The organism is Glutamicibacter sp. NPDC087673 (assembly GCF_044743255.1).
Classification (GTDB): domain Bacteria; phylum Actinomycetota; class Actinomycetes; order Actinomycetales; family Micrococcaceae; genus Glutamicibacter.
Genome location: NZ_JBIUWB010000001.1, coordinates 360933 through 384994, shown reverse-complemented (window position 1 = coordinate 384994; position 24062 = coordinate 360933). Strand labels below are relative to the sequence as shown.

Annotated in this window: 23 protein-coding genes; 5 read left to right on the top strand and 18 right to left on the bottom strand. The window is 61.4% G+C overall.

The genetic code is table 11. The features are described 5' to 3' along the window. Positions 1-72 precede the first annotated feature (72 nt). The 3 genes from ACIOTL_RS01835 (at position 73) to ACIOTL_RS01825 (ending at position 3087) form a co-directional block, all read left to right on the top strand. Positions 73-870, top strand: coding sequence for an IclR family transcriptional regulator (locus tag ACIOTL_RS01835; protein ID WP_332489290.1), 798 nt, complete (start codon positions 73-75; stop codon positions 868-870). Between the two features lie 179 nt (positions 871-1049). Continuing rightward, complete coding sequence (locus ACIOTL_RS01830) at positions 1050-1802, top strand: SDR family NAD(P)-dependent oxidoreductase (RefSeq protein ID WP_105662100.1); 753 nt, start codon at positions 1050-1052, stop codon at positions 1800-1802. Between the two features lie 211 nt (positions 1803-2013). Next, entirely contained in the window at positions 2014-3087 is a 1074-nt protein-coding gene (locus ACIOTL_RS01825; RefSeq protein ID WP_400341459.1) for an alkene reductase, read from the top strand. A gap of 83 nt (positions 3088-3170) precedes the next feature. On the opposite strand, the gene ACIOTL_RS01820 is transcribed toward ACIOTL_RS01825, so the two are convergent. The 6 genes from ACIOTL_RS01820 to ACIOTL_RS01795 form a co-directional block, all read right to left on the bottom strand. Next, a complete protein-coding gene (locus ACIOTL_RS01820) occupies positions 3171-4457 on the bottom strand; it encodes a type II toxin-antitoxin system HipA family toxin (protein ID WP_332489288.1) in 1287 nt (428 codons plus the stop codon). Continuing rightward, a complete protein-coding gene (locus ACIOTL_RS01815; RefSeq protein ID WP_105656052.1) occupies positions 4454-5107 on the bottom strand; it encodes a helix-turn-helix domain-containing protein in 654 nt (217 codons plus the stop codon). Before ACIOTL_RS01815 ends, ACIOTL_RS01820 begins: the two co-directional genes overlap by 4 nt. A gap of 670 nt (positions 5108-5777) precedes the next feature. Then, positions 5778-6440: a GntR family transcriptional regulator gene (locus ACIOTL_RS01810; RefSeq protein WP_400341902.1), complete on the bottom strand. Its 663-nt coding sequence runs from the start codon at positions 6438-6440 to the stop codon at positions 5778-5780. Between the two features lie 124 nt (positions 6441-6564). Continuing rightward, positions 6565-7557, bottom strand: coding sequence for a transketolase C-terminal domain-containing protein (locus tag ACIOTL_RS01805; protein ID WP_332489287.1), 993 nt, complete (start codon positions 7555-7557; stop codon positions 6565-6567). Continuing rightward, on the bottom strand, positions 7558-8442 hold the full coding sequence (locus tag ACIOTL_RS01800) for a transketolase (protein WP_400341456.1): 885 nt from the start codon (positions 8440-8442) through the stop codon (positions 7558-7560). 52 nt (positions 8443-8494) lie between these two features. Then, the gene (locus ACIOTL_RS01795) at positions 8495-9832 is read right to left on the bottom strand and encodes an MFS transporter (RefSeq protein WP_332489285.1); all 1338 of its coding nucleotides are present in this window, start codon (positions 9830-9832) and stop codon (positions 8495-8497) included. Positions 9833-10077: 245 nt separating this feature from the next. On the opposite strand from ACIOTL_RS01795, the gene ACIOTL_RS01790 reads away from it, so the two are divergent. Continuing rightward, on the top strand, positions 10078-10851 hold the full coding sequence (locus tag ACIOTL_RS01790) for an SDR family NAD(P)-dependent oxidoreductase (RefSeq protein ID WP_332489284.1): 774 nt from the start codon (positions 10078-10080) through the stop codon (positions 10849-10851). 103 nt (positions 10852-10954) lie between these two features. On the opposite strand, the gene ACIOTL_RS01785 is transcribed toward ACIOTL_RS01790, so the two are convergent. The 7 genes from ACIOTL_RS01785 to ACIOTL_RS01755 all read right to left on the bottom strand — a co-directional run bounded on the left by ACIOTL_RS01785 (position 10955) and on the right by ACIOTL_RS01755 (position 18823). Then, entirely contained in the window at positions 10955-11794 is an 840-nt protein-coding gene (locus tag ACIOTL_RS01785) for a transporter substrate-binding domain-containing protein (RefSeq protein ID WP_400341453.1), read from the bottom strand. 68 nt (positions 11795-11862) lie between these two features. Continuing rightward, positions 11863-13401: an ABC transporter ATP-binding protein gene (locus tag ACIOTL_RS01780; RefSeq protein ID WP_400341451.1), complete on the bottom strand. Its 1539-nt coding sequence runs from the start codon at positions 13399-13401 to the stop codon at positions 11863-11865. Continuing rightward, the gene (locus ACIOTL_RS01775; protein ID WP_286134034.1) at positions 13394-14245 is read right to left on the bottom strand and encodes an ABC transporter permease; all 852 of its coding nucleotides are present in this window, start codon (positions 14243-14245) and stop codon (positions 13394-13396) included. Before ACIOTL_RS01775 ends, ACIOTL_RS01780 begins: the two co-directional genes overlap by 8 nt. Beyond that, positions 14238-15191 (bottom strand): ABC transporter permease, encoded by a 954-nt coding sequence (locus tag ACIOTL_RS01770; RefSeq protein ID WP_400341448.1) that lies wholly within the window; start codon positions 15189-15191, stop codon positions 14238-14240. The genes ACIOTL_RS01775 and ACIOTL_RS01770 overlap by 8 nt, the downstream gene beginning before the upstream one ends. A gap of 1 nt (position 15192) precedes the next feature. Continuing rightward, positions 15193-16737 (bottom strand): ABC transporter substrate-binding protein, encoded by a 1545-nt coding sequence (locus ACIOTL_RS01765; protein WP_400341446.1) that lies wholly within the window; start codon positions 16735-16737, stop codon positions 15193-15195. Positions 16738-16953: 216 nt separating this feature from the next. Continuing rightward, a complete protein-coding gene (locus ACIOTL_RS01760; protein ID WP_400341444.1) occupies positions 16954-18237 on the bottom strand; it encodes an MFS transporter in 1284 nt (427 codons plus the stop codon). Between the two features lie 55 nt (positions 18238-18292). Then, positions 18293-18823, bottom strand: a complete 531-nt coding sequence (locus ACIOTL_RS01755; protein ID WP_219844105.1) for a very short patch repair endonuclease — start codon at positions 18821-18823, stop codon at positions 18293-18295. Between the two features lie 186 nt (positions 18824-19009). Here ACIOTL_RS01755 and ACIOTL_RS01750 point away from each other — a divergent pair, with 186 nt between their 5' ends. Beyond that, complete coding sequence (locus tag ACIOTL_RS01750; protein ID WP_400341442.1) at positions 19010-20071, top strand: 2,3-butanediol dehydrogenase; 1062 nt, start codon at positions 19010-19012, stop codon at positions 20069-20071. Between the two features lie 52 nt (positions 20072-20123). Here the strand turns inward: ACIOTL_RS01750 and ACIOTL_RS01745 are convergent, their stop codons facing one another. From ACIOTL_RS01745 to ACIOTL_RS01725, 5 genes are all read right to left on the bottom strand, one after another. Next, a complete protein-coding gene (locus tag ACIOTL_RS01745) occupies positions 20124-20798 on the bottom strand; it encodes a hypothetical protein (protein ID WP_400341440.1) in 675 nt (224 codons plus the stop codon). Then, the gene (locus ACIOTL_RS01740) at positions 20795-21205 is read right to left on the bottom strand and encodes a DUF4383 domain-containing protein (protein ID WP_041650329.1); all 411 of its coding nucleotides are present in this window, start codon (positions 21203-21205) and stop codon (positions 20795-20797) included. The genes ACIOTL_RS01745 and ACIOTL_RS01740 overlap by 4 nt, the downstream gene beginning before the upstream one ends. Before the next feature lie 322 nt (positions 21206-21527). Beyond that, entirely contained in the window at positions 21528-22910 is a 1383-nt protein-coding gene (locus ACIOTL_RS01735) for a cryptochrome/photolyase family protein (protein ID WP_400341437.1), read from the bottom strand. 155 nt (positions 22911-23065) lie between these two features. Further along, the gene (locus ACIOTL_RS01730) at positions 23066-23644 is read right to left on the bottom strand and encodes a DUF3618 domain-containing protein (RefSeq protein ID WP_400341435.1); all 579 of its coding nucleotides are present in this window, start codon (positions 23642-23644) and stop codon (positions 23066-23068) included. After that, on the bottom strand, positions 23641-24060 hold the full coding sequence (locus ACIOTL_RS01725) for a phage holin family protein (protein ID WP_066142299.1): 420 nt from the start codon (positions 24058-24060) through the stop codon (positions 23641-23643). The genes ACIOTL_RS01730 and ACIOTL_RS01725 overlap by 4 nt, the downstream gene beginning before the upstream one ends. Between the last annotated feature and the right edge of the window lie 2 nt (positions 24061-24062).

The following is a 24062-nucleotide window of genomic DNA, read 5'->3' as shown; positions in this document are numbered from 1 at the left end:
GGGCAGAGTGTTCACCCTGCGGTCAACCGGCTAGGCTGAATAGAAGACTATTCGAAAGGCTGGTTCCCCTCCATGGGAGAAACAAGTGGAAAATCCTCTGGCGGCATGGCGGCAAACCGGTCGGTTTCACGGGCAATCGCGGTGCTGCGCGCCCTTGCCGCCAGGGGGGAACCCTTGACGGTCACGGAGATCGCCAAGCAGATCGGCTTGGCCCGGGCCACGGTCTTCCGCCTCTTGCTGACCCTGGAAGAAGAAGGGTTCGTCGACCGCCAGGACACGCACTACACCCTTGGGTGGGATCTGGCCCGCATTGCCCAGGACGTTGATCCCACCCCTGGACTGCTATCCCGAGTCAGCGACGTGGTGGTGGAGATCGCCGAGATGCTCAACGAAACGGTAACGCTGAGCGTGCGCCACGGGAAGTACGACCTGGATCTCGTGCAGCAAGCGTCTCCCCGCGCCATTGGCATGTCGATGACCGAGCTGCAGGGCCAGCGCTGGCCATTGCACGCCTCGGCTACTGGAAAGCTGCTCCTCTCCGAATTGGATAAGGAATCGATCCGCATTGCTACCGGCAGCAAACTGGAAAAGCTGACGGGCCAGACGATCACCACATGGAAAGCCTTGGATGCCGAGCTGGATCAGATTCGCGAACGCGGCTGGGCAAGCACCATTGATGAATTGGAAGTGGGAATCATTTCCGTGGCCGTCCCGATCCGCGGCGCTGGCAACGATCTCATCGGAATGCTCGCCTACATGGCGCCGCGCCACCGCGTGGACACCGAAAAGCTGGAAGTGCAGAAGATCGAGGGCCTGCTTGAAGGCGCCAAGATGGTCCGCCGACGCATCGTTTCGATGACCGGGGAATAGGTCCGGGAAATGCTGGCGTGCAGCAACCTGCGTCGCCTGGTTGGCTCTGCGGAGCAGTGACTGAGCTCATAGACCTTTGATTGACACGTCATCGACTTTCGAGATGGATCGGAGTAGCGTCCAAGGTATGAGGCCAACGGAAATCCCGTGACCATCTTGAAACGGAAAGTGGGTCCATCATGGCTCAGTATGATGTAGCAGATCGTTCGGCAGTAGTCACCGGCGCCGGTTCGGGCATCGGCCAGGCTATCGCCATCCTCTTAGCCGCCAACGGAACCAAAGTGGTGGTCCAGGACCTCAATGCCGAGGCCGCGGGCGCTACCGTGGAAACCATCAAGGCCGCAGGCGGAGAAGCTGTAGCTGTTGCAGGAGATGCCAGCTCTTCGGCTGTCATCGACGAAACCATCAAGGCCGCCAACGCCATGGCTCCATTGAAGATCGGCGTCAACAACGCAGGCATCGGCGGCCGCGCCGCCAAGGTGGGCGAGCTGACCGACGAGGACTGGGACAAGGTCATCTCCGTGAACCTCAACGCCGTCTTCCGCGGAACCCGCGCCCAGGCCAACGCCATGAGCGAGAACGGGGGAGGGTCCATCGTGAACATGGCCTCGATCCTCGGCTCGGTGGGCTTCGCCGGCAGCTCCGCCTACGTTTCCACGAAGCATGCCGTGGTGGGCCTGAGCAAGACGGCCGCCGTGGAGTATGCCACCTCAGGGGTACGCGTGAACAGCGTGGCCCCGGGCTTCATCGACACCCCGCTGCTGCAGCAGATGCCCAAGAAAGCCTATGACGCGCTGGTCGACAAGCACCCGATTGCCCGCTTGGGCAAGCCGGAAGAAGTGGCGGCGCTAGTGGCCTTCCTGGCCAGCGATGCCGCGTCCTTCGTGACCGGCAGCTACCACCTGGTCGACGGCGGCTACACCGCCGTATAGCCCGTCGGATCAAGCGGATACGGTGCGGAGCTGTGCCGCATCCGCTGGTTTATTGCTCCTGGCGAGCCCGCGAATCCAAGCAATGAGCCTCAGGCGATTCCAATGCCTTGGAGCCGTTAGCCAGCTCATGTTTTTAGCCGAAACGGAATAAGTTGCTTGCGGAGGTAGTTACGCTGTGCAACTACAATTTCCAATTCAGGAGTCCCGCCCCATGGATCTGTTTTCCCCTCTCGCCCTCGGCGACCTCAAGCTGTCCAACCGCCTGGTCATGGCACCGCTCACCCGCTCTCGCTCTGGCAAGGACGGCGTGCCCAACGCAGATGTCGTCGAGTACTACCGCCAGCGCGCGTCCCTGGGCCTGATCGTCAGCGAGGGCACCTACCCGAGCTTTGCTGGCCAGGGCTTTGTCCGCCAGCCGGGCCTGGTCACCGAGGAGCAGATTGCCGGCTGGAAGAAGGTTACCGACGCGGTGCACGCCGAAGGTGGCCTCATCGTTGCCCAGGTCATGCACGCCGGACGGGTCACCCACCCGGAAACCACCGGTGCAGACTACGTCGAGGCACCAAGCGCCATCGCGGTTGAAGGCGAGTCACGCACCTATACCGGAAAGCATGCGTACCCGGTTCCGCATGCCCTGGACACCGAAGAACTCCCAAGGATCATCGAGGAATTTGTTGCCGCTTCGCGCAACGCCATCGCCGCCGGATTCGACGGCGTGGAGCTTCACGGGGCCAACGGCTACCTGCTGCACGAGTTCCTGGCGCCTTCGGCCAACACCCGCACCGACAACTACGGTGGCTCCCCGGAGAACCGGGCCCGCTTTGTCATCGAGGTAGTTACCGCTGTCGCTGAAGCAATTGGCGCTGGCAAGACCGGCCTGCGCATTTCGCCGGAACACAATGTCCAGGGCGCGGTAGAAAATGATCGTGCGGATGTGCTGGCTACCTACACCGCGCTGGTCCAGGGCATCGCGCCACTGGGGCTGGCCAACCTGAGCATCCTGCACCATGACCCAGCCGGCGAGCTGGTCCAGTCGCTGCGCAAGGCCTTTGGCGGACCGGTGCTGCTGAACACCGGCTTCGCGGAGATCACCACTTATGAGGAAGCCGCTCGCGTGGCTGCCGAAGGTTGGGGCGAAGCGGTTGTTGTGGGCCGCCCTGCGATTGCCAACCCGGATCTGGTGCGCCGCTGGAAGGAACAGCTGCCGCTGAACGAACCAGATTTCGCGACCTTCTACACTGAAGGTCCCAAGGGCTACATCGACTACCCCTTCTGGGAGAACTAGCCTCTAAAACTTCTGACTTAGTTTAGATGAAGCCACCGCTTCCGTTCGTAAACGGAAGCGGTGGCTTCTCCAGATCCAGCGAGCTACACGTCATGCTCTAGAAGAGTTTGAGTTGTCGCACAGAGATGTTCGACCTTTGGATAAAGCTTGCTCGGTAGTTCGCTGTTGCCTATGGCCTCGGATTCGTTTTCGAAAACTTCTGCCATGGCGATAGGCAGAGCGTACGTCATCGCACTCACTGTCATCCGCAACCACTCTTCATCTATTTTTGCTTCACGAGCAAATCTTGACCAATGCTTTGATGAGACTCTCCCGAACTGTCGCTCGCCCCCGATGGACATGGCGGCCTTCCGCAATCCATCGTTTTTCTTCGGAAAACCGTCGTTACTAACGTGTTCGTAGGGCAAGCCAGATGCGATGTCATAAAATGGCGCAAGCTGCACACGGCCATCAGGGAGATGGAGTATCGAGTAGTTCTTGCCGTGTGCGTCGGGAGCTCCCAAAAGGTAATTTCCTATTAGGCCTTCAATGAATTTTTGAACTTCAGTTTCAGGAGCACGAGCTTCTCGAAGGGTCTTAATGATCTTGAGTGCGCTGGGTCCTCGGTTCGACTCGTACTTGTTTGTAGGTAAGGTCGAAGTGGCCTGGCAGAAGTCTTCTTGATGGACCCGATAGACGTTGTTTCCCTCAATAAGCCGATCGTACCGTTTCACCACGATTGTCGATTGCCCGTCAAACTGCGTGAAGTTGGTTTCGGCAACTTGTAATCCCATGCGTCCCAAAGTCTTCAGGCATAGGTGCTCATTGAGTGCTTGATCTCGAAAATCTTGGATGCCGGGCTTGAAAATGTGGGTTGTCGGTTCGCTGCCAGTGGCTTCATGCCATCCGTCCTGCCATCTCAAAGCGAATTTGCTTTGAGCTCCAGCTAGTGACCACCTTTCACGACCGACAGTCCACGATCCTTTCGGAGACGAAGATAAAACCCTGATGCGTTGACCGATTTCATTGTCGTTGCAAGCCACGAGTTCACCTGCGGAACGCGTTAACTCGTCAATTTCATCCGGCCGTACGAACTGCACTGCTCCTGCACATTCAAACCCAATATGCTCAAGTAAGGCGAAGGGATTCTTTGCCGAAATGCCAAAGTCATCAGCGAACGACTGGCGGACAGCTTCGCCTTCCGGAATTAGCCCCTCGATGAACGGATCAGTAATAGAGCGCTGGTAAGGGGTCTCTCGATAGGGCATTGCCAGGGATAATCTGGCTTGTCTAGAATCTTGTGGGACGAATTGAAATTTTCTGTTACCGGAATGATCTTGTTGAAGGATTCCGACAGGCTGCCCGTATAAAAAGGTCACGAGTTCTTTCATCGCGGGCCCTGTTCGTTGTTCTCATCTTTATTGTCCGGTTCATTGCATTCGTCATTATCAAGAAGTGCTTGATCCTGCTCGCTTTCTACGTCGTTCGCGGTGCTTGAGTTGCGATCGAAAGTCGAAGCATCTGAACTAGGCAACCCTTTTCTAAGGGACTGTTGCAACGCCGATTGACCGAGATCGGAGGCGGCTAGGTTTCGGATGCCTGTTTGGTTGCGCAGTTCTTTGGCGAACTTTTGGAATGAGGATTCGCCGAGCCCCGATGCGGCTAGTTTTCGGAAGGCCGATTGACCTATGTTCGAGGGTGCCAATCTTGGGAAAGAGGACTGATCCAAACTCGAGGCTTTTCTAATTGCTTCCGACGCGGCCGGAGAGATACGAGCTATCGAATGGTAGCGGTCTTCATCTGATGACTCGATTTCGGGTTCAGCATTGAAAGAAAGATTTATTGATATCCCGAGTGCTTCAAAGGTATCTAACACCTTGCCGAGTTCAGCTCTCGTGCGTACACCCTGCTCCAGGCCTATAAGCCATTTGCGCGAAACGCCTGCGCGGTCGGCTAGGGCTTCTTGAGTGAGGCCGAGTTTCATCCGGGCATCATGCACGAATGCTCCGAGTTCCTTTTGGGTCGAAACGTCGCGATTCATGAAACCTCCTGTTGTGCACGTATATACACATTATTATAAGTGAACGTACGTGCACAATCAAGAAGGTGAATATACGTACACTTTTACGAAAGTATACGTTTGTTCATATTGATTAATGTGAATGAACGTGCGCGTAGGCTTAGGTCACTGGGCAACAGGGAGGTTTCAATAGCGAAAGCTTTTGCGTCAAATCGCTCTTGATGAGCTTTTTCATTTGCGCAAAGTCCAGGTCATCTCGATCGCCGAACTTCAGCACCGGAAAAGAGTATGAGGATTTTCGGCAGTCAGAAGTGCTCTTGGTACCTCAAAATAGGGGAGCTGAACGCAGGCCAGGCGTAAAGGGAGCCGGCTATGGGTCCCTCCAAAGCGATGGTATGAATTCCCCTTACTATCACTTTCTTAGAAAATGATAGTAAGGATCCGTGTTGCTATCACTATCCGCTTGGTGGGTGGTGGCGACGTAACCAGTCGAGGAGCAGCACGTGGAAAAAGGAGCGGATCAACGATCCCGTCCGGCACCATTGTCAGGGGCAACTGAACGCTTTGTTCGATGAACGTCCGGCTTTCCAGACCGTATTACCGTAACCGGTACAAGTCCGGTTGGGCCCCGCCGCATCGAGGCGTAGCACAAACACCTCGAGGAGCGAGATGGGCAGACCGCAGAAGATTCCTATGAGCCCATCAGGGTTTCGGCGGCAATGCGCATATGCTCGGAGATTTCCGCGCTGACCGCGGCCCTGTCGCCAGCTTCGATGGTGTCCACCAGCTTGAAATGCCGTGCGACATCCATATTGCGCACCCCGCGTTCGTAGCCGCCGAACATGATGGACATGCGGATGGAGCCCTCAAGCTGATCCCAGGCATGCAGCAAGGTGTCATTCTCGGACAGCCGGCACAGAGTGCGGTGGAACTCGAGATCCGCTTCGATCCGCTCCTCGATTTCATGGCCCTCGAGTTGCTCCATGGTGCTGACCGCGGAGCGCAGTTGCGCGAGAGCGTCTGAAAGGTCTTCGCGCTGCAGCAACGTCGTTGCCGCCAGGGTTTCCAGCGAGGCACGCACCGCGAAGATGTCCTGGATTTCCTTGTTGTCCAGGTGGCGAACTGACAACCGGCCGCGTTCGCCTGCGGAGACCAGGCCTTCCTGCTCCAGCTGGCGCAAGGCTTCGCGCAAGGTGCCGCGGCTGATCTGCATGGAGGCAGACAGCTCTGTTTCCACCAGATGGGTGCCTTGCTCCAGTTCACCGGTCGTGATGGCGCGGCGCAGGGCGATCAGAGCCTGCTCGCGCAGGCTCTTTTTCCGAAGCCCCACCAAGGAAGAATCGGCCATAGCCATAAAGCGCCCCTCAATCTTGGAGATCAACTGTTGATTGTTAACTGTTGATTTTAGCGCCTTTGGCGGGTGCGTCGAGAGCAACGCACCCGCCAAAGGCGATCGTTCTGGTGGATTACCCGGCGAGCTAGCCGAGTTCGGAGAGGACCTTGGACACAATCGCGCTGATCGACAACCCATAGCGGTCATGGAGTGTTGGCAATGCGCCCGCATCCAAGAACTCATCGGGCAGGCCGATGGGAACGACCTTAGAGGAAACACCGCCGCGGATCATGGTGGAAGCCAGAGTTTCGAACAACCCGCCGATGACCGAGTGGTTTTCCAGCGTGACTACCAGACGGTCCCCGGCCACCTCCTTCAGAACTGTTTCCGAGTCGAAGGGCTTGATGGTGGGGGAGTGGACCACGGAAACGTCCACGTTGTGCTTGGCCAGTTCCTTCGCGGCATCCAGTGCGCGCATGGTCATCAGGCCGCTGGAGACGAAGACGACGTCACGTCCACCGCGTAGTACTTTTGCCTTGCCCAATTCGAAGCTGTAGTCGTATTCATCCAGGACGGTAGGCACCTTGCCGCGCAGCAGGCGCAGGTAGGTTGGCCCTTCAGAAGCCGCTAGCTGCGGCACCGATTGCTCGATGTCCACCGAATCGCAGGGATCCACGATGGTCAGGTTCGGCATCCCGCGGAAGATGGCAATGTCCTCGGTGGCCTGGTGGCTCGGGCCATAGCCGGTGGTCAGCCCGGGCAGGCCGCCCACGATATTCACATTGAGGTTCGGCTCGGCGATATCCAGGCACAGGAAGTCATAGGCCCGCCGGGCCGCGAACACCGAATAGGTGGAAGCAAAGGGAATCATGCCCGTTTCGGCAAATCCCGCGGCGGCCCCGAACAGCAGCTGCTCGGCCATGCCCATCTGGAAGAAGCGCTCGGGATGCTGCTGGGCGAAGATGTGCATATCCGTGTACTTGCCCAGATCGGCAGTCAGGCCCACGATGCGCGGATCCTGCTCGGCCGCCTTGGCCAGGGCATGGCCGAAAGGCGCTGGCGCGGTCTTCTGGCCGGGCTCCGCGAAGGAGGCAATCATGGCCGAGGTTTTCAAGCGTGGTTTGGCGGTGGCAGACATTTAGGAGTTGCTCCCTTCGAAGCCTTCGGTGAGTTGGTCGCGGCAGATCTGCCATTCGTTGTCTTCAATGCGCATGAAGTGGGCCTTCTCGCGGTTTTCCAGCAGCGGAACGCCGCGGCCTACCTTGGTGTCGCACAGGATGACCGAAGGGCGCGAGGCCAGGGCGGCCTGGGCCGTGATGTTGTCGAAGGCCTGCAGCAGCGCTCGCGGGTCATTGCCGTTGATCCGCTGGGCGTACCAGCCGAAGGCCTCCCACTTTTCGGTGACCGGTTCGGTGCGCAGCACGCCGGCGGTCGCGCCATCGGCTTGCAGGGCATTGATGTCCACCATGGCCGTCAGATGGCCCAGCTGGTGGTGTGCGGCACCCATGGCCGCTTCCCAAGTGGAGCCTTCATCGAGTTCGCCGTCGGAGAGGAAATTGATCACCCGTTGGGTCCTGTTCTGGTGGCGCAGCCCCAGGGTCATGCCCACAGCGATGGACAGGCCGTGGCCCAGCGAGCCGCCGGAGATTTCCATGCCCGGGGTGTAGGTGGACATTCCGGACATCGGAAGCCTCGAATCGTCCGACCCGTAGGTTTCCAGCTCTTCCACCGGGATGATGCCCGCTTCGGCCAATGTGGCATAGAAGCCGATGGCGTAGTGGCCGGTGGAAAGCAGGAAGCGATCGCGGTCTTCCCAGTCAGGTTCTGCCGGACGGAAGTCCAGCTGGTCCGCGTAGACGGCCGCGAACATGTCCGCAGCACCCAATGCTTGACCTACATATCCTTGGCCCTGCACCTCGCCCATGTTCAGCGAGTGGTGGCGGATGCGGTAGGCGGCGTCGCGGACCCTTTCGGTGCGCTGGCCCAAAGTCAGCGTCTGGTTGTCGGTGGCTGCAATTGCCATGGGAAGTCCTTTCAGGAATTCAACGGGTCGGGGTTCGGGTTGGCTAACCGAGTCAGACGCAACTTGCCTGCGGATTCTCGGCGATGGCTTGGTCAGCAAGGTGGCGTTCGCGAGGGCCCCAGGTTTCCTTGGTGACCAGAGCCGCCCACAGGCCGATTAGCGCGTAGCCGATGAAGAGCGCGGCCGGGCCCATCCAGCCGAACTGCATGAAAAGCAAAGTGGTGATGAACGGGGTGAAACCGGAAACCATGGCCGAAATCTGGTAAGCCAGTGAGGCGCCGGAGGAGCGGGTCTTGGCCTGGAAGAGCTCCGGGAACCAGGCCCCCTGGGCACCTGCCATGGAGTTCTGGCAGATGGCATAGGAGATCACGATCGTGGCAATGATCATCAGGAACGAGCCGGTGTTGACCATGAGGAACATCGGAATGCCGAAGAGCGCGGCAAAGGCGCAAGCGAAGAGGTAGACGGTGCGACGTCCAACGCGATCGGTGAGCCGGCCCCAGCGGTAGGTCGCGTAGATGCCGATGGCCGAGGCGATGCTCAAGGCGGTCAGCGTCTGCCAGTTCGCGGCCAAGCCAGTGGTGTGCAGGTAGGAGATCATGTAGGTGATGGAGACCGCGTAGCCCGCGGTCTCGGCAATGCGAAGCCCGATGCCGCGCAGGATATTGCGCCAGTCGGTGCGAATGACATCCTTGATCGGCGACTTGACGATCTGCCCTGATTTCTTCACGTCATCGAAGACCGGGGACTCCGGGACCTTCGAACGGATGACCAGTCCCACGATCACCAGCAGCAGGCTGGCCAGGAACGGAACACGCCATCCCCAGTCGCCAGGCAACTGCACGCTGACCAGGAACACCAGATTGGCCAGCAGCAGCCCTACCGGGAATCCGGACTGGACAATCCCGGTGAACCTGCCCTTTTGCTTCCATGGCGCGTGTTCGTAGGTCATCAGGATTGCCCCGCCCCATTCGGCGCCGAAGGCCAGGCCCTGGACGATGCGCACGAAGACCAGAAGCGCTGGAGCCAGCACGCCGACCTGCTCGTAGGTGGGCAGCACGCCGATGAAGAATGTGGCAAGACCCATGACGATCAGCGAAGTGACAAGCACCGGCTTGCGCCCGATCTTGTCACCGAGATGGCCGCCGATGATCCCGCCCAAGGGCCGGGCAGCGAAACCTACGCCCAAAGTGGCGAAGGATGCAAGCGTTCCCGTGAGCGGGTCAGCGCCGGGGAAGAATGCGTGTCCGAAATACAGGGCGGCCGCGGTGCCGAAGCCGATGAAATCGTAGGTTTCAATGGTGGCTCCGACGCTGGAGCCTATCGCGACGCGCTTGGCGTCCTTGGTGCCGTGGATCGGGCCACGCATTTCTAGAGCTTCGCTGCTCATGAGTGGCTCCCTTCGTGAGTTGTGGGATGCGGGCAATTTTCATTGTTGACAGTCAACACTAATAGAAGTGTGAGCGACGGCACAAGTTCTGTCAAGAGAAAATTTAACAGTTGACTGTCAACAGTAAACAAAACTATCGTGGTGTGCACCACAAACTTCTGGTGCGTTTGTCCAGAGCAGAGCACCGCAACCACCAAGTTCGCCTCATCGTTGTTCGGGCGGGCCGTATTGAAAGCAGGAATCCGATGAATCAAACCCAGCGCACTGCAGTACTGACCGGTGCCACCTCGACACAGGGGATCGGCATCGAAACCGCCCGGCACCTGGCCCGGGAAGGCTGGGGCATAGCGATTCTGGATCTGGACCACTCCGCATCCGAGCGCGTAGCCACGGAGATTGCAGAGGAATTTGGCGTGCCGGCATTCGGCCACCAGATCGACGTTGCCGACGAATCCTCGGTCGCCGCGGCCCAGGCGGCGGTGGCAGCCCGCGTCGCCGCGGGGGAACTGCCTCCTACCGGCGCCGTCGTGAACATCGCGGGGATTACCTCCCCGGTGGATTTCCTGGATACGACTTTGGAGATCTGGAACAAGATCATGAACGTCAACGCCACGGGCACTTACCTGGTGACCAAGGCATTCCTGCCGGAAATGATCGAGAGCGGATGGGGACGAGTGATCAACATGTCCTCTGTCTCTGCTCAGCGGGGCGGCGGAGTATTCGGCAAGGTCCCGTATTCCTCAGCGAAAGCGGCAATCCTTGGGTTCACCAAGGCGCTGGCCCGCGAGATCTCGGCCAGCGGCGTCACCGTCAATGCGATTGCGCCGGGCGCTGTGGATACCAACATCCGTGTTGGCAGCACCGACGAGCAGGAGGCGGCCATTGCCGCGGGCATCCCCATTGGGCGCACCGCAACCACCGGAGAAGTCGCATCGGTCATTGGTTTCCTGGCCTCCGAAGGCGCTTCCTACCTGACCGGCACCACCATTGACATCAATGGCGGCAGCCACATGCATTAGCAGTTCCAGGTTTGGGCCAGTCCAAGGACTAGAAGAAGCCAGTGGCCACGCCCCGAATAGTTCGGGGTGTGGCCGCTGGCCTATTGTCATGTTCTGGCGGCGGCTATCCGAACCAGGGCTTCTCGGCAGCCGCCAACGTCCCGTCATTCTTGGCCATGTTCAGCCACTGGTTCACGTATTCCTGGAACTCGTCATCGCCCAGCGGCAGCAAGTAGGCTTTCTGGGAGAAATTGAATGGCTGATCCGGGTGCACCGCGCACAGCTCAGGGTGCTCGTTGGCCACCCAGCGGGTTTCCGAAGCATCGGTGGTCATCACGTCGGCACGCCCGGCAATGATCTCATCGAAGATCTTGTTGTTGTCCTCGAAACGGATGATCTCGCCCTTCGGGTAGTTCGCATCAGCGAACTTCTCGTTGGTCCCGCCAATCGGGGTGATGGAACGGACCCCGGGCTGGTTGATTTCCTTGACCGTGTCGTACTTCTCCACGTTCTCGCACAAGGTGATGGGCGTCTTGCCCTCGTCCAGGGTGGCTTCGCTGTAGTAGGCCTGCTGGGCGCGTTCCATGGAAATGGATACCCCGCCCACGGCGATATCGCATTCGGAGAGGAAGTCCGGCATCAAGTCCTTCCAGGAGGTCTGGATGAACTCGGGTTCTGCGCCCATCGACTCGGCAAGATTCTTGGCCATCGTGATGTCGATTCCCGACCATTGCCCGGTGTCCGGGTCAAGATAGGTGAACGGCCGGTAGTCCCCGGTGGTGCAGACCTTCAGCGTTCCGGCTTCAGCTACGCTGGCCAGTCGGGTCCTCTCGGAAGCTGGCTCCTGGGCGTCGCCGGAATCCGGGGCTGGAGCCGAACAGCCTGCAAGGAACAAGGCTGCGCATAGGGCCAGCAATGGCAACCGGCGGGTGATGGACGGATTCTTCTGCGAACTGTCGGTCATAGCCCATCAATCTATAAGCGGTCCAAGTCAGGGCACAAGAGTTCCGGATTTTCTTACGCGAGCAGAAATCAGCCGGCAGCAGGAACCGCTGCGGTCAGGTCCAGCGCGGCCACGAGATCCTTGCTGTGCTGATGTTCCGCATTGCCCAGGAAATCGTTGAGCGGACGATGCTCCACCAGCTCGCCCTCGTAGAACACGGCTACGTCGTCACTCACATAGCGGATCACGTCCATGTCGTGGGAGATGACCACCAGGCTCAGCCCCATTCGCTCGCGCAAATCAAGCAGCAGGTCCAGGATGTGGCGCTGGGCTACCGAATCCAGTGCCGAGGTGGACTCATCGCAAATCAATACCTGGGGGTCGGTCAGCAGCGCCCGCGCGATGGCCAGGCGCTGGAGCTGGCCGCCGGAGCACTGGCCGGGCCGGCGATCCAGTAATTGCTCGGCCAATCCCACCTGGGCCATGGCTTGCGCCATGCGTTCTCCGGCCTGGATTGCCGGCAGCCGGTGCACCGCCGCGCTCATCGACGTGCGGATCGAAAGCCGGGGATCGAAGGACGAGTACGGTTCCTGGGCAATGACCTGCACTCGCGTTGCTTCGCCATTGCGGCGCGTATCGATGATCCGTCCGGTCGTTGGCTCTTCCAACCCGGCCAGCAGCCGGGCGAAGGTGCTCTTGCCCGAACCGGAGCGGCCCACCACTCCCAGGACCTGGCCGCCGTGCAGGCGCAAGCTTGTGGGCTTCAATGCTGCCGGACCCTTTGCGCGGCGCGTGTAGTTCTTGCCCGCATCCACTGCTTCCAGCAAGCATGCGGAATCCTTCATTCGTGGCGTGCGCAGGGGAGGCAAGCTGGCTTCCATCAGCTCGCGTGTCTTGGAATGGCGGTCCTTGGAGAAGATGTGCGCGGTGGGGCACTGGTCCACAATTTGCCCGTCGCTGACAACCACGACGCGGTCGGCAATGTGCCGGATGCTGGCAATGTCGTGGGTGATGAACAGGACGCCCACGCCACGTTCCTGCTGCTTGCGGCGCAACAATTGCAGCACTTCGGCCTTGAGAATCGAATCCAAGGATGACGTTGGTTCATCAGCCAAAATGAACTCCGGGTCAGCGGCCAAGGCGATGGCCAGCATGGCGCGTTGGGCCATCCCGCCGGAAAGCTGGTCCGGGCGCTGGCCGGCAATCTGCTGGGCAGGGGACAGGCCTACTTCTTCGAGCAAGGACAGCACCTGCTGCTCGTGCTGGCGGGCTTTGCCCCAGCCGTGGGCTCCCAGGGCTTCGAGCAGATGCGCGCGGATGGTCAGCCGCGGGTTCATCACGCGCTTGGGCTGCTGGAACAGCATGCTGATGCGCCGTCCGCGCACCGAGTCCATGGCCTTCTCGTCCAGCTGGTCAAGGCGCTGGCCGTCAAGCAGGATCTGCCCCTCGGCACGCAACTGCTGGGGCAGCAGGCCGATGATCGCCTTGGTGAGCAGCGTCTTGCCGGAACCGGAACGCCCGACAACCGCCACCAATTCGCCCGCTCGCAGGGCGCCGCGTGCCTCGGAAAGCAATCGCTGATCGCCGGAGCTGACCGAAAGGTCAATGAATTCAAGTTCTCTAGTCATGGGCTTCCGCCTTGGCCTCGGTGGCAAGCACGTCCTGCCCGCCCAGCACGTGGGTGATTCGATTGCCCAGCAGGGTGACGCAGAAGCTGACCAGGAAGATGGCTGCGCCCGGCGCAATCAGGCCCCAAGGGGAGCGGATGGCATGGGGCTGGGCTTCGGCGAGCATTGAACCCCAGTCGGACTGCGGCGGCTGGACGCCGATGCCCAGATAGGACAAGGAGCCGAGCAATACCAGCAGCAGACCGAAGCGCAATGCCGCCTGGGCCAGCACCGGTCCAGCCACGAAGGGCAGGACGTGGTGGCGCAGGATGAACCAGCGCGAAGCGCCGACATGCCTGGAGGCTTCGACGTGGTGGGTGGATAAGGCCTGGGCCGCCATGGAACGCACCAACCGTGCGGTGGGGGTCCATGCCACGACGCCCACGGAAAGCACCATGGTGAAGAATCCGGGACCCATGACCGCGATGATCAGCAGCGCAATCACGATTTCGGGCAGCGCGAGCAGCAAGTCGTTCACGCGCAGGAAGAGCTCATCCAGCCACCCGCCGCGCACCGCGCTGAGCAGGCCCAGTGCGGTGCCAACCAGCAGTGCGAACAGCGTGGTGATCAGTGCTACCGATAGCGAGAACCGGCCACCGTGCAGCACCCTGCTCAAGGTGTCGCGGCCCAGGGCATCGGTGCCCAGCAGATGAGACAGGCTGGGACCTTGCAACCGGTCCGCCAGGTTCTGGGCGTCGGGGTTGTAGGGGGAAATCCACGGAGCGGCGATGGTCAGGACGACCACCGCCAGCAAGATGAACGCGGGAGGGAAAAGCAGGATTTCCCTGGAATGATTCCTAGCCATGTCGTACACCAATCCTCACATTGGGATCGCTGATCCTGTGCACCAGGTCAACGATTCCGGTCACCACTACAGCACAGGTGACGACCACCACCACGCCACCCTGGGCGACCGGGATATCGGCATCGACGATGGAGTCGAAGATCAGCCGGCCCATTCCGGGAATGGCGAAGATGACTTCCACGATGACCGACCCGCCCAGCAGTCCGGCAAACCAGACACCCACCATGGTCCACAGCGGCAGCAAACCGTGGGGAACCACATGGCGGACCAGCCCCTGGGTGCTGCTCAGCCCGCGGGCGCGGGCGGCCAGCACGTGCTCGGAGTCCAATGCCTGGCGCACCCCAGAGCGCACCGCGACGGTGAAGAAGCTGATGGGGCGCAAGGCCAGAATGAAGACCGGCAGCACCATCGAGGCCGGGGATTCGAAACCGGCCGAGGGAAGCAGCGAGAAGCGCACCGCGAAGAGCAGGACCAGCAGCGGAGCCAGCGCATATTCGGGGATGGCAATCAACGCATGGGTCGCCGAGATGATCAGCCTATCGGGCCACCTCCCGGCACGGGTGGCCGACAGCACTCCCAAGACAATGGACACGGCGATGGCCACCACCAGCGCGCTGCCGGCCAAGGACAGGGTGACGCCAATGGCCGGCAGCACCTGGTCGGCTACCGGGGTGCCGCTGATATGCGAGATGCCCATGTCTCCAGTGGCGAACCGGCCCAGCCACCGTCCGAACTGCACCAGCATCGGGTCGTGCAGGCCGAATTGCTGTGCGTAGGCCTGCACCGTTGCCTCGTCGGCGGCCCCGATATCCATGCGGGCGCGCAGCAAGGACCGCACGGGGTCCCCGGGGGAAACGAAGGGGACCAGGAATACCGCGAAGGATGAAAGCAGAACTGCTGCGCCGAGTCCAATGGCCCGGCGCAGCATGATGGCTAGAGGAGACACGCTAGCTGGTCTTCGCCAGATCCTTGGTCAGCACGTAGCGGGTCAGCGGGTCCTGGACGTAGCCCTGGACCTTGGCTCCCACGCCGTCGATAGCCTGCTCGTTGACCAGCCAGGCGTTCGCGGCGTCGTCGGCGAGCAGATCCCCTGCCTGGCGGTACAGGTCGTGGCGCTGGGCCTCGTCCTTCTCTGCCAGTGCCTGGCCGATCAGCTGGTCGTAGTCCTTGTTGCAGTAGTGGCTCAGGTTGTAGCCGCCCTCGCAGGTGTAGTCGGACTGCAGGAAGCCGATCGGATCGGCAATGTCGATCATCCGGTTGCGCTGACTGAGGATCATGTCGTAGTTGCCGGCCAGCACATCCGGTTCCGCGGCGCCGTAGGACTTGGTCACCACATTGGCCTGCAAGCCGATCTGCTTGAACTGCTCCTGGATGATGGCGCCCACGCCGGCGAACTCCGCGCGTTCGGTGATCGCAATGATTTCCAGGGGCTTGTCCTGCTGGTATCCGGAAGCTTCCACCAGCTTCTTGGCTTCTTCGATATTCACCTGCGGCACGGCCAGATCCGGGTTGGCCCAGGGCTCGCTCGGGGCGAAGGGGCCGGTGGCAGGCTGCGCTGCGCCTTCGTAGATGCTGGCGGCCATGGCCGGCAGATCCAGGGCCATGGTGGCGGCCTTGCGCCGCTCCCGGCTCTCGAATGGAGCGCGCGAGTTGTTCAGGTACAGGGTCGAGGTGCGAGGCGAGTCGGCCTTGAGCACGCTGATCTTGCTATCGGCTTCCAGAGCCGCCAGGCTGGTGGCCGGGATGGACATGGAAATGTCCGCTTCTCCGGTCTGGACCTGGGTGGCGCGGGTGGCGCCTTCGGTGATGTAGCGGATTTCGCCGCCGGCCAGCTTCACCTCTCCGTCCCAGTAATTCGCGTTGCGGTCCAAGGTCAGGGACTGCCCGGCTTTTTCGGAGACCGGGGCAAATGGTCCGGTGCAGTGCTCCATCGGGTCGATGCCCTTGCCGGTGTACGCGGCAGGGGAAAGCACGCCGGCGTTCACGCTGGCCATGCGGTAGGGCAGCAGCGGATCCGCGGCGGGGGTGGTGACGCGCACGGTATCCGCGTCCAGGGCCTGGACCTTCTTGATGGTCTTGGGGTTCACCGCACGCGCTGGGGCGGTGGCCTTGAGCACATGGTTCAGCGAGCCGGCAACGGCCTTGGCATCCATGGCGGTGCCATCCTGGAACAGCACGTTCTTGCGCAGCTCGAAATCCCATTCGGTATCCGAGGACTGCTTCCAGGAAGCAGCGAGCATCGGCTCAACGGTTTTGGTGCTCTGGTTGTATTTGGCCAGGGTTTCCAGGCAACCGGCGATGGAGAGCACATAGGCGTCGTCGCTTTCCAGCGCCCAATTGGATACCGGGGCGCGGAAATTGGCCACGACCACGCGGGCTTCCGAGTCCGCGGCTTGTTCCGGGGCGGAGCTCGCAGGGGTGGAGCTGCAGGCGGTCAGCGCCAGGGCAATGGCCGCAAAACCTGCGGCAACGCTCAATCGTCCAAGTTTCATGGAAATCCTTCGGCATTACGTGATGGATTGGCATCTAATGCAATAGAGCCTCGGTAAGCGTACCCTAATTAGTTGACTCGTTTTGCTGATTATGGCCCGGCAAGGAAAGCGGAGGAAAAGCCCCCGCAGGGAGCCTGGGAAGAGTGGAAGCTGAGTAGTGCAAAGTTGGGGTGCCCCGTGGAAATTCTGCGAGGGCAGCGCGTCATGTGTCGCATTTCACGCACCCTGGGTCTGCAGGCCTGAACGCCTCACGAGCGATGCGCCAAGCCAGGAAGCAACGACCAGCGGAATGATGAGAACCAGCCACGGCAGGAATCCGGGGATGTGGCCCTGGCCGGCCTGGGACAAGAGCCAGCCCACCAGCAAATTCCCCAGTAGCACCGCCAGGCCGCCGCAACTGGACAGCAAGCCGAAGTAGGATCCGGTACCCCGGTGTCCGGCGAATCCGGGAACGAGCGAAAGAGCTGCAGGGTGCACGCTCATATGCCCCAAGGCCAGCAGGGTGACCGCGCACAAGATGCGTACCGCCGCGGTATTCTCGCCAAAAGCCGTGGCGGGGAGAAATGCGAGTACGCCGAACCCCAGGGCGCTGGAGAAATATCCGCAACGCAGGGTCGCCGCCGAGCCGATCCGTGCGGCGAGCCATGCGATGGGCAATTGCAAGCCCAGAGTTAGCACGGAGATCCACGCGAAAACCAGTCCCAGCCACTGGGTGGGCAGGCCGGTGCGTTCCAATTCCAGGGGAATGGCCAAATAGAGCTGGTTGTATGCCAGCAGGTCCGAGGCATGCAAGGCGCAGAAGGCCACGAATTTCCGGTCCGCCAGGCAACGGCGCAGGCTGCCAGGCTGGGCCGGCCGCTTGGCCCGGGATCCAGCATGATCCAGCGAAGTGACTTCCGGAGCGTAGCGGCGCAATGTCGCAGCCAGGAACAGTCCGATGGCGATGAAGAAGATTGCCCCGAAACCTGCAACGGCCGCGAACCCCCAATCCCACAAGGCCGCTCCCACCAGCGGTCCAGCCACCGCGCCGATTTCTCCGGTGACGCTCAGCCACGCAAAGAGCGTGGCCCGCTTGGCTCCCGTGGGCTGGCCCCTGTCGCGCGCGGTCTGGGCCGCACCCACCAGAATGCTCAGGCCCGGAGAGAAAAGTGCCCCGCCGAATCCGGTGAGCAATGTGCCAAGGATGAACAACCAGAGCTTCGGGTCACCCAAGGATAGGGAGGCGGCCAGCGTGAAGAACCCGGCGGCGCGCACTGCGCAGCCAATGAGGATCATGCGCCGGGCGCCGAAGCGATCGGCCAGGCTGCCTCCGGCCAGGAAGAGGCCCTGCTGGGCGAAGGTCCGGATGCCCAGGATCAGGCCCACCGCGGCGCCTGCCAACAGGAAGTCGTTGGCCAGCACTACGGCAAGAAAGGGAACCACGGCGTAGAAGCCGATATTGAACAGCGTCTGGGTTCCCAGCAGTACCGGGACTTCGAAGCGGGACGTGCTGGTTTTCATGGACCTCGGGGAACGGGCAGGTGCGCTGCGGGCAGATCGGGCGGACTCTTTGATCTTAGCCAACTCCGGTGCCCTGGGACGGGTCCTGCCCGCCGGGGCTGCCCGGCAGGATCCGTACCGGTCCGAGGAAACTTGCTGCCCTGTCCAAGACGCCATCCATCGCCTTCAGCTCGCATTCCCAGAGCGTCAGCGATTCCCAGCCAAGTGCCGCCAGGCTATCGCGATTGCGCTGGTCCCGGGCGATGTTGGCATCCAGCTTGGGGTTCCAGTACCCGGTATTGGATGCGGGGCGCCGCTGGCCCACCGGGCAGTCGTGGCCGTGCCAGAAGCAGCCGTTGACGAAGATGGCCTTGCGCCGGGCGCTGAAGACCAGATCCGGGGATCCGGGAAGCTTTCCGCCCCGCAGCGGGATGCCGGGATGCGCAGCACGCAGCTGGGCAACTTGCCGTGCGGGCAGGACGCCGTGCACGCTGTAGCGGTACCCGGCGGCATGCAGCAACCGGCGCAGGACCAGTTCCGGTCCGGTGTTCTTGCTGGAGATGCGCGACATGAGCGCCGAACGCTGCGCCGCCGACATGATGTCCATAGTCCATTGTGCGCCGCGAACAGGCCGCGCACTGCTGGCTGGGCTTTGGCTGGATGGCTTGCCGGTGCCATCGGATGAAACCTCTTGCAACGGTTCCCAAACCTTGGCTGCCGCAGTAGCTTGGAGCTGGAATGGCCGGCCGGGATCGGGCCGGTCGGCAACAGGCAGAAGAATCGAGGGGGAGCCATGCGCGCAGCACGGTACTACGGCCAGAAGGACATCCGGATCGAGGACATCGATGAGCCGGTGCTGAAGCCCGGAACGGTGGCCATCGACGTGGCCTGGTGCGGCATCTGCGGCACCGATCTGCACGAATACCTGGAGGGCCCGATCTTCATCCCGCCGGCCGGGCATCCGCACCCGATCTCGGGAGAGAGCGCGCCGGTGACCATGGGCCATGAGTTCTCCGGAACCATTACCGCCCTGGGCGAGGGCGTCACCGGACTTGAAGTCGGCGAGCACGTCGTGGTGGAACCGTACATCATCCATGAAGATGTGGACACCGGCAAGGGCCAGCAGTACCAGCTCTCCGAGGACATGAACTTCATCGGCCTGGGCGGTCGCGGCGGAGGGCTATCGGAGAAAATTGTCGTGGAACGCCGCTGGGTGCATCCGATCGGCAAGATTCCCCTGGATGAGGCCGCGCTGATCGAGCCGCTGTCGGTGGCCCACCACGCCTTCGTCCGCTCCGGCGTCCAGGCAGGGCAGATAGCCATCGTGGGCGGTGCCGGCCCGATCGGCCTCCTGACCGCAGCGGTGCTTAAGGCCAAAGGGCTGACGGTCTACATCTCGGAACTCTCCGAGGCCCGCAAGGCCAAGGCGCGGGAAACCGGGGTTGCCGACGAGGTCTTTGATCCGAGGGACGGGGACGTGGCGGACAAGGTGCGCGAGGTGACCGGAGGACGCGGGGCCGATGCCGGATTCGAGTGCTCCTCGGTCCCGGTGGTGCTGGATATGCTCCTGGACGCGGTGGATCTCGGCGGGGTGATCGTCAACGTTTCGATTTGGGGGCATAAGCCGCAAGTGGACATGCCCAAGCTGGTCTTGAAGGAAATCGACCTGCGCGGCACCATCGGCTACGCCAATGACCATCCGGACACCATTGCCCTGGTGCAAAGCGGCAAACTGGACCTGGCCCCGTTCATCACCGGGCGCATCGGGCTCGACGAGCTGGTTTCCGAAGGGTTCGACCAGCTGATCAACAACAATGAGGAACACGTGAAGATCATTGTTGATCCGCGGGCCTAGCCTGCAGCTATCGGGGCCAGTTGGATCACTGGCACTGGCCCCCTGGCTGCGGCTAGTGGTGGTGTTCTGCCTGTTTCATTTTCCCAATGATTCCCGGGTCGATGTCTCCCGAACGATGAGCGCCGTGCTCGGAATGCGGTACCGCGAGTTCTCCAGCGGACGAAGCTGCCAACCCCAAACTGGCAACCGCCGCAACCGCAACCGAACCGGCAAACATGCTCCCGAGGACAACTAGGCTGCTGGAACGCACTGCCCGGTGCGGATAGTTCTTCCGCCGCTTGCGCTGCCACACGAAGACCGCCAGCACCGACAGCTCAAGCAGCAGCAAGGAAGCAATCGTGAGATCCAGATTCTTCGCTCCCTCCGGGAACCCCCAAAGGCCGGCAACAATGCTGGCTAAATGCACGGAGGAGACGAGCGCCAGGCAGGGGACCGCAAGCTTCACGGCAGGGGCCGCTGCCTTCAGCAGGCTGGCAACGGCGTACACCAGCGCCACCCCGGCCCAGGCCGCGGATGCTATCGCGCCGAGCCACGCCCACCACGGTGCCGGGGCGGACCCGACCCCGAATGCCGATGCCAGGCTGGCGGAGGAGGCCGCGGCCAGCGCCGCGACTCCCAGTCCGGCGATCCCGGCATAGAGGCCGCCGAAGGCAACGGAGCTCGCAACTGCATCTCGCCCTTGGATGGCAGGTTCGGTGGCAGGCTCCGTGGCCTCATGGGAAATCATGACCGTGCAGTATGGGCTGCTGGCGTCCGGTCCTGGGACAGGCCTACCGACAGCAGGACAATCGCGCTGGCTAGATGCAGGACGTTATCCGCACCGTTCAGGGCAATGATGTTCAGTGCTGTAGAGGCCAAGAAGAGGCCGAGGATGCCAACCAGGAGGTAGACGGCGCCCACCGTGGTGTTGGCGAGCTTGGAAGCACGCACGGATCCGAGCCCAGCGATGAGCAGTGCTGCGCCGATGGCCAGGTGGATGACGTTGTGAAGTGGATTGACCTCGAAAATGATCAGCTTCCCGCCCTCTGTTGCGAAGAAGTCCACGCCGGCAGTGACAAGGAACCCGAGCAGGCCGACGAGGAGGTACACGGCCCCGAAAATCGTTGCGAGCAAGCGGTTAGGCGATGTGCGCATGGCAATCAGTCCTTCCTGGGACACGGATTCTGGTCCGTGTCGAGTTTTGCGGGTTCCGGAAGGAACCCTGTAGAGGTTCTTCGGAGAAGGGCGGAAGGCGGATTGGTCTTGATTGGACTTATTTGCGGTTATCGGGCGCACCCAAGGATGCGGGTAGGCGTATAAGCTCCGGCACTCGGTGGAGAATGCTCTGGACCCTCCGGCAAGGAAGCTGATGCACTGAGACAGGGAGCCGAAGAGGCATCGGGCTGAAACAGCGAAGAGCATGTGAAGATCTTCGTGGATCCGCGGCTTCATTTTCCCGCTGGCCGATGCTTCGCGACTATGAGCTGAGCTTCATCTGCTCATAGGCATCCAATGCAGCCCGCCTCGATTGCTTCAGATCAACAATGGGGTCGGTAGCCAGCGGGGCATACTTTGCGACGTAGCTTCCCTGAGGGTCGAATTTCTTGGCCTGCAATTCCGGGTTGAAGACCCGGAAATATGGGGAAACGTCGGCTCCGCTGCCGGCGACCCATTGCCAATTGGCAGTATTGCTGGCGAGATCCGCATCAACCAGGGTGTCCCAGAACCAGCGCTCGCCGGCTTTCCAATGCACTTGCAGGTTCTTTACCAGCAGGCTGGCTGCGACCATTCGCACCCGGTTGTGCATCCACCCGGTTTTCCATAGTTGGTGCATGCCGGCGTCCACTAGACCGAAGCCGGTGCGTCCTTGTTGCCAACAGCTCATGTATTCCGCGGCCTGCGGGTCTGCCTCAGGCCAGGCCCAGTCGAAATGGTCGAATTCTGCACGCAGATTCCGCTCCGGAAGCTGCGGGTGATGGTAGTACAGGTGCCAGCAGAAATCCCGCCAGGCGAGCTGGCGGCGCATCGCGGTGGCACCGTCGGAAGCCTCGGGATTTACGGCGGCCAGCCGGCCCAGCTCCTCCCACATCTGGCTTGCGCTGACATGCCCCCAGCGCAAGGCGGGGGAGAGGGCAGACGTTCCGTCCAGATCGGGGCGGTCATGGTGCTCCGGGTAGTCTTCGGCGATTGATTCCAGCACCTGCTCCAGGCGCTGGCGCGCAGGCGCTTCTCCGGGTTCCCATTGCGCGGCGAGTCCGTCAATCCAGTCCAAAGCCGGCAACAATCCCAAGCTCTCCAACTCGACGCTGGCGGGAAGATTAGTGTCCGGGAGGGGTTCTTGTGCCTGTGGCGCGGGCAACGGAGGACGGATCTCGCCGTCGCGCAACGCGTTGTAGAAGTGCGTGAAGACCCTGTAGCCGGTCTTGTTCTTGGTCAGCAGCTCCCAAGGCTCATGCAAGAGCGTCCCGCTGTAGCTGCGGGCGTGGATGCCTCGCACGTGGAGGTCCTGCTTGACCTGCATGTCGACGGCGCGTTCGGCGTGTCCGTAGCGGCGGTTCCAGTGCACCGCCTGCACGTTGCCTTCGTGCACGAGTTCGCTGATGATCCCGGCGGCCGGGCCTTGGCGCAGGATGAGCGGGATTTCCAGTTGTCCCAGTGATCGGCGAAGGTCTTCCAGCGCCTGATGCAGCCACCATTTGGCCGCGCCGCCCAGCGGGCGGATGCCGGCAGATTCCTGGTCCAGGACATATACCGCGATCACCGGACCGGAAGAAAGCGCGGCATCCAACGCTGGGTGATCGCTGGTGCGCAGATCATCGCGGAACCATACCAGTTGCGTAGGCAAAGCAGACTGAGTCATTTGGGATTCTCCATGGACTCATCCTAGTGGTTATTTAGCTTAGCTAGCTAAATCACGGTGGATTCCCCGACTGGCTCAGCGCCTACCGGGCAGAGCAAGAGGCTGGTGGTTCCAATCAGTGATTGCACGCACCAGCCTCTTGCCGCGCCTAGGGATCAGGAGCCGTTACCCATCTCCTTGGCCGTGTCCTTCGCTTCGCCGTGCAGATGCTCGGCTTCGGAGTTGGCTTCGGATTTCACGGCCTGCACGGATTCCTGCGCGGAATCCCGCAGGTCCTCGGCGGCCTGCCGCGCAGGCTCCCGCAGGTCTTCGGCAATCCGCTTCGCCGCATCCTTGGCCTCTTCGGCCAGCGGTTCTGCCTTGTCCTTGACCCGCTGGACCAGCTCGGCTTCTTTCTGGGTCCCCGGAAGCAGCGACGAAGCCAGCAGTCCCGCCCCGAAGGCGATGATTCCGGCGGCCAGCGGATTGCCCTTGGTCTGCTCCACCACCCTGTGCGGTGCGTCCCTGACGGCTTCCGCGGCGTCTTCACTGTAGTGGTGCAGCTGGTCACTTGTTGATTCACCGGTTCCCATGACGGAGTCCTTCACCTTCCTGAATGAGTCCTTGACCTTTTCGGATTGTCGGTGGGCAATGTGGCTGGGACTGACCCTGTCGGCAATCGCATCCACATCCTGTTGCATGTCGCCTCGTGTCTGGGCGATTTCCGCGCGGAGTTCTTCTGAATTCTTGCTCATGGTGCATCATCCTTCGGAGTAAAAGCTGATGGAATCCTCTTGACTGTCTCGGCCGTATTAGGCAGTCCCTTGATCTCTTGCATCTTCTTCTTGGCTGCGCTTGCCAAGACCAGACCGATCACCGCCCAGAGGGCGGCGACCACCAAGGCCGAGAAGCCGTAGCCAATCCAGAGCGACAATCCGAAGAAAGCCGCAACGGAAAGAAATAGCAAGACGAAATGGCCGGCAACACCGGCACCGGCATACATGCCTGCACCCTTGCCGGCGGAGCTGGCCGACTCCTTCAACTCCGTCTTTGCCAGCTCGATCTCTTGGCGAACCAGCAGCGATACGTTCTGGGTCAGGTCATTGAACAGGGCGCCGAGGGAACTGCGTTCATGTTCTGCGGAATCGGGATCTGGCGTCGTGTGAGTCATCG

Bases quoted from the DNA above. Each gene is read 5' to 3' on its own strand.
- ACIOTL_RS01835 (WP_332489290.1), top strand. From the start codon at position 73: ATGGGAGAAACAAGTGGAAAATCCTCTGGCGGCATGGCGGCAAACCGG.
- ACIOTL_RS01830 (WP_105662100.1), top strand. From the start codon at position 1,050: ATGGCTCAGTATGATGTAGCAGATCGTTCGGCAGTAGTCACCGGCGCC.
- ACIOTL_RS01825 (WP_400341459.1), top strand. From the start codon at position 2,014: ATGGATCTGTTTTCCCCTCTCGCCCTCGGCGACCTCAAGCTGTCCAAC.
- ACIOTL_RS01820 (WP_332489288.1), bottom strand. From the start codon at position 4,457: ATGAAAGAACTCGTGACCTTTTTATACGGGCAGCCTGTCGGAATCCTT.
- ACIOTL_RS01815 (WP_105656052.1), bottom strand. From the start codon at position 5,107: ATGAATCGCGACGTTTCGACCCAAAAGGAACTCGGAGCATTCGTGCAT.
- ACIOTL_RS01810 (WP_400341902.1), bottom strand. From the start codon at position 6,440: ATGGCTATGGCCGATTCTTCCTTGGTGGGGCTTCGGAAAAAGAGCCTG.
- ACIOTL_RS01805 (WP_332489287.1), bottom strand. From the start codon at position 7,557: ATGTCTGCCACCGCCAAACCACGCTTGAAAACCTCGGCCATGATTGCC.
- ACIOTL_RS01800 (WP_400341456.1), bottom strand. From the start codon at position 8,442: ATGGCAATTGCAGCCACCGACAACCAGACGCTGACTTTGGGCCAGCGC.
- ACIOTL_RS01795 (WP_332489285.1), bottom strand. From the start codon at position 9,832: ATGAGCAGCGAAGCTCTAGAAATGCGTGGCCCGATCCACGGCACCAAG.
- ACIOTL_RS01790 (WP_332489284.1), top strand. From the start codon at position 10,078: ATGAATCAAACCCAGCGCACTGCAGTACTGACCGGTGCCACCTCGACA.
- ACIOTL_RS01785 (WP_400341453.1), bottom strand. From the start codon at position 11,794: ATGACCGACAGTTCGCAGAAGAATCCGTCCATCACCCGCCGGTTGCCA.
- ACIOTL_RS01780 (WP_400341451.1), bottom strand. From the start codon at position 13,401: ATGACTAGAGAACTTGAATTCATTGACCTTTCGGTCAGCTCCGGCGAT.
- ACIOTL_RS01775 (WP_286134034.1), bottom strand. From the start codon at position 14,245: ATGGCTAGGAATCATTCCAGGGAAATCCTGCTTTTCCCTCCCGCGTTC.
- ACIOTL_RS01765 (WP_400341446.1), bottom strand. From the start codon at position 16,737: ATGAAACTTGGACGATTGAGCGTTGCCGCAGGTTTTGCGGCCATTGCC.
- ACIOTL_RS01760 (WP_400341444.1), bottom strand. From the start codon at position 18,237: ATGAAAACCAGCACGTCCCGCTTCGAAGTCCCGGTACTGCTGGGAACC.
- ACIOTL_RS01755 (WP_219844105.1), bottom strand. From the start codon at position 18,823: ATGGACATCATGTCGGCGGCGCAGCGTTCGGCGCTCATGTCGCGCATC.
- ACIOTL_RS01750 (WP_400341442.1), top strand. From the start codon at position 19,010: ATGCGCGCAGCACGGTACTACGGCCAGAAGGACATCCGGATCGAGGAC.
- ACIOTL_RS01745 (WP_400341440.1), bottom strand. From the start codon at position 20,798: ATGATTTCCCATGAGGCCACGGAGCCTGCCACCGAACCTGCCATCCAA.
- ACIOTL_RS01740 (WP_041650329.1), bottom strand. From the start codon at position 21,205: ATGCGCACATCGCCTAACCGCTTGCTCGCAACGATTTTCGGGGCCGTG.
- ACIOTL_RS01735 (WP_400341437.1), bottom strand. From the start codon at position 22,910: ATGACTCAGTCTGCTTTGCCTACGCAACTGGTATGGTTCCGCGATGAT.
- ACIOTL_RS01730 (WP_400341435.1), bottom strand. From the start codon at position 23,644: ATGAGCAAGAATTCAGAAGAACTCCGCGCGGAAATCGCCCAGACACGA.
- ACIOTL_RS01725 (WP_066142299.1), bottom strand. From the start codon at position 24,060: ATGACTCACACGACGCCAGATCCCGATTCCGCAGAACATGAACGCAGT.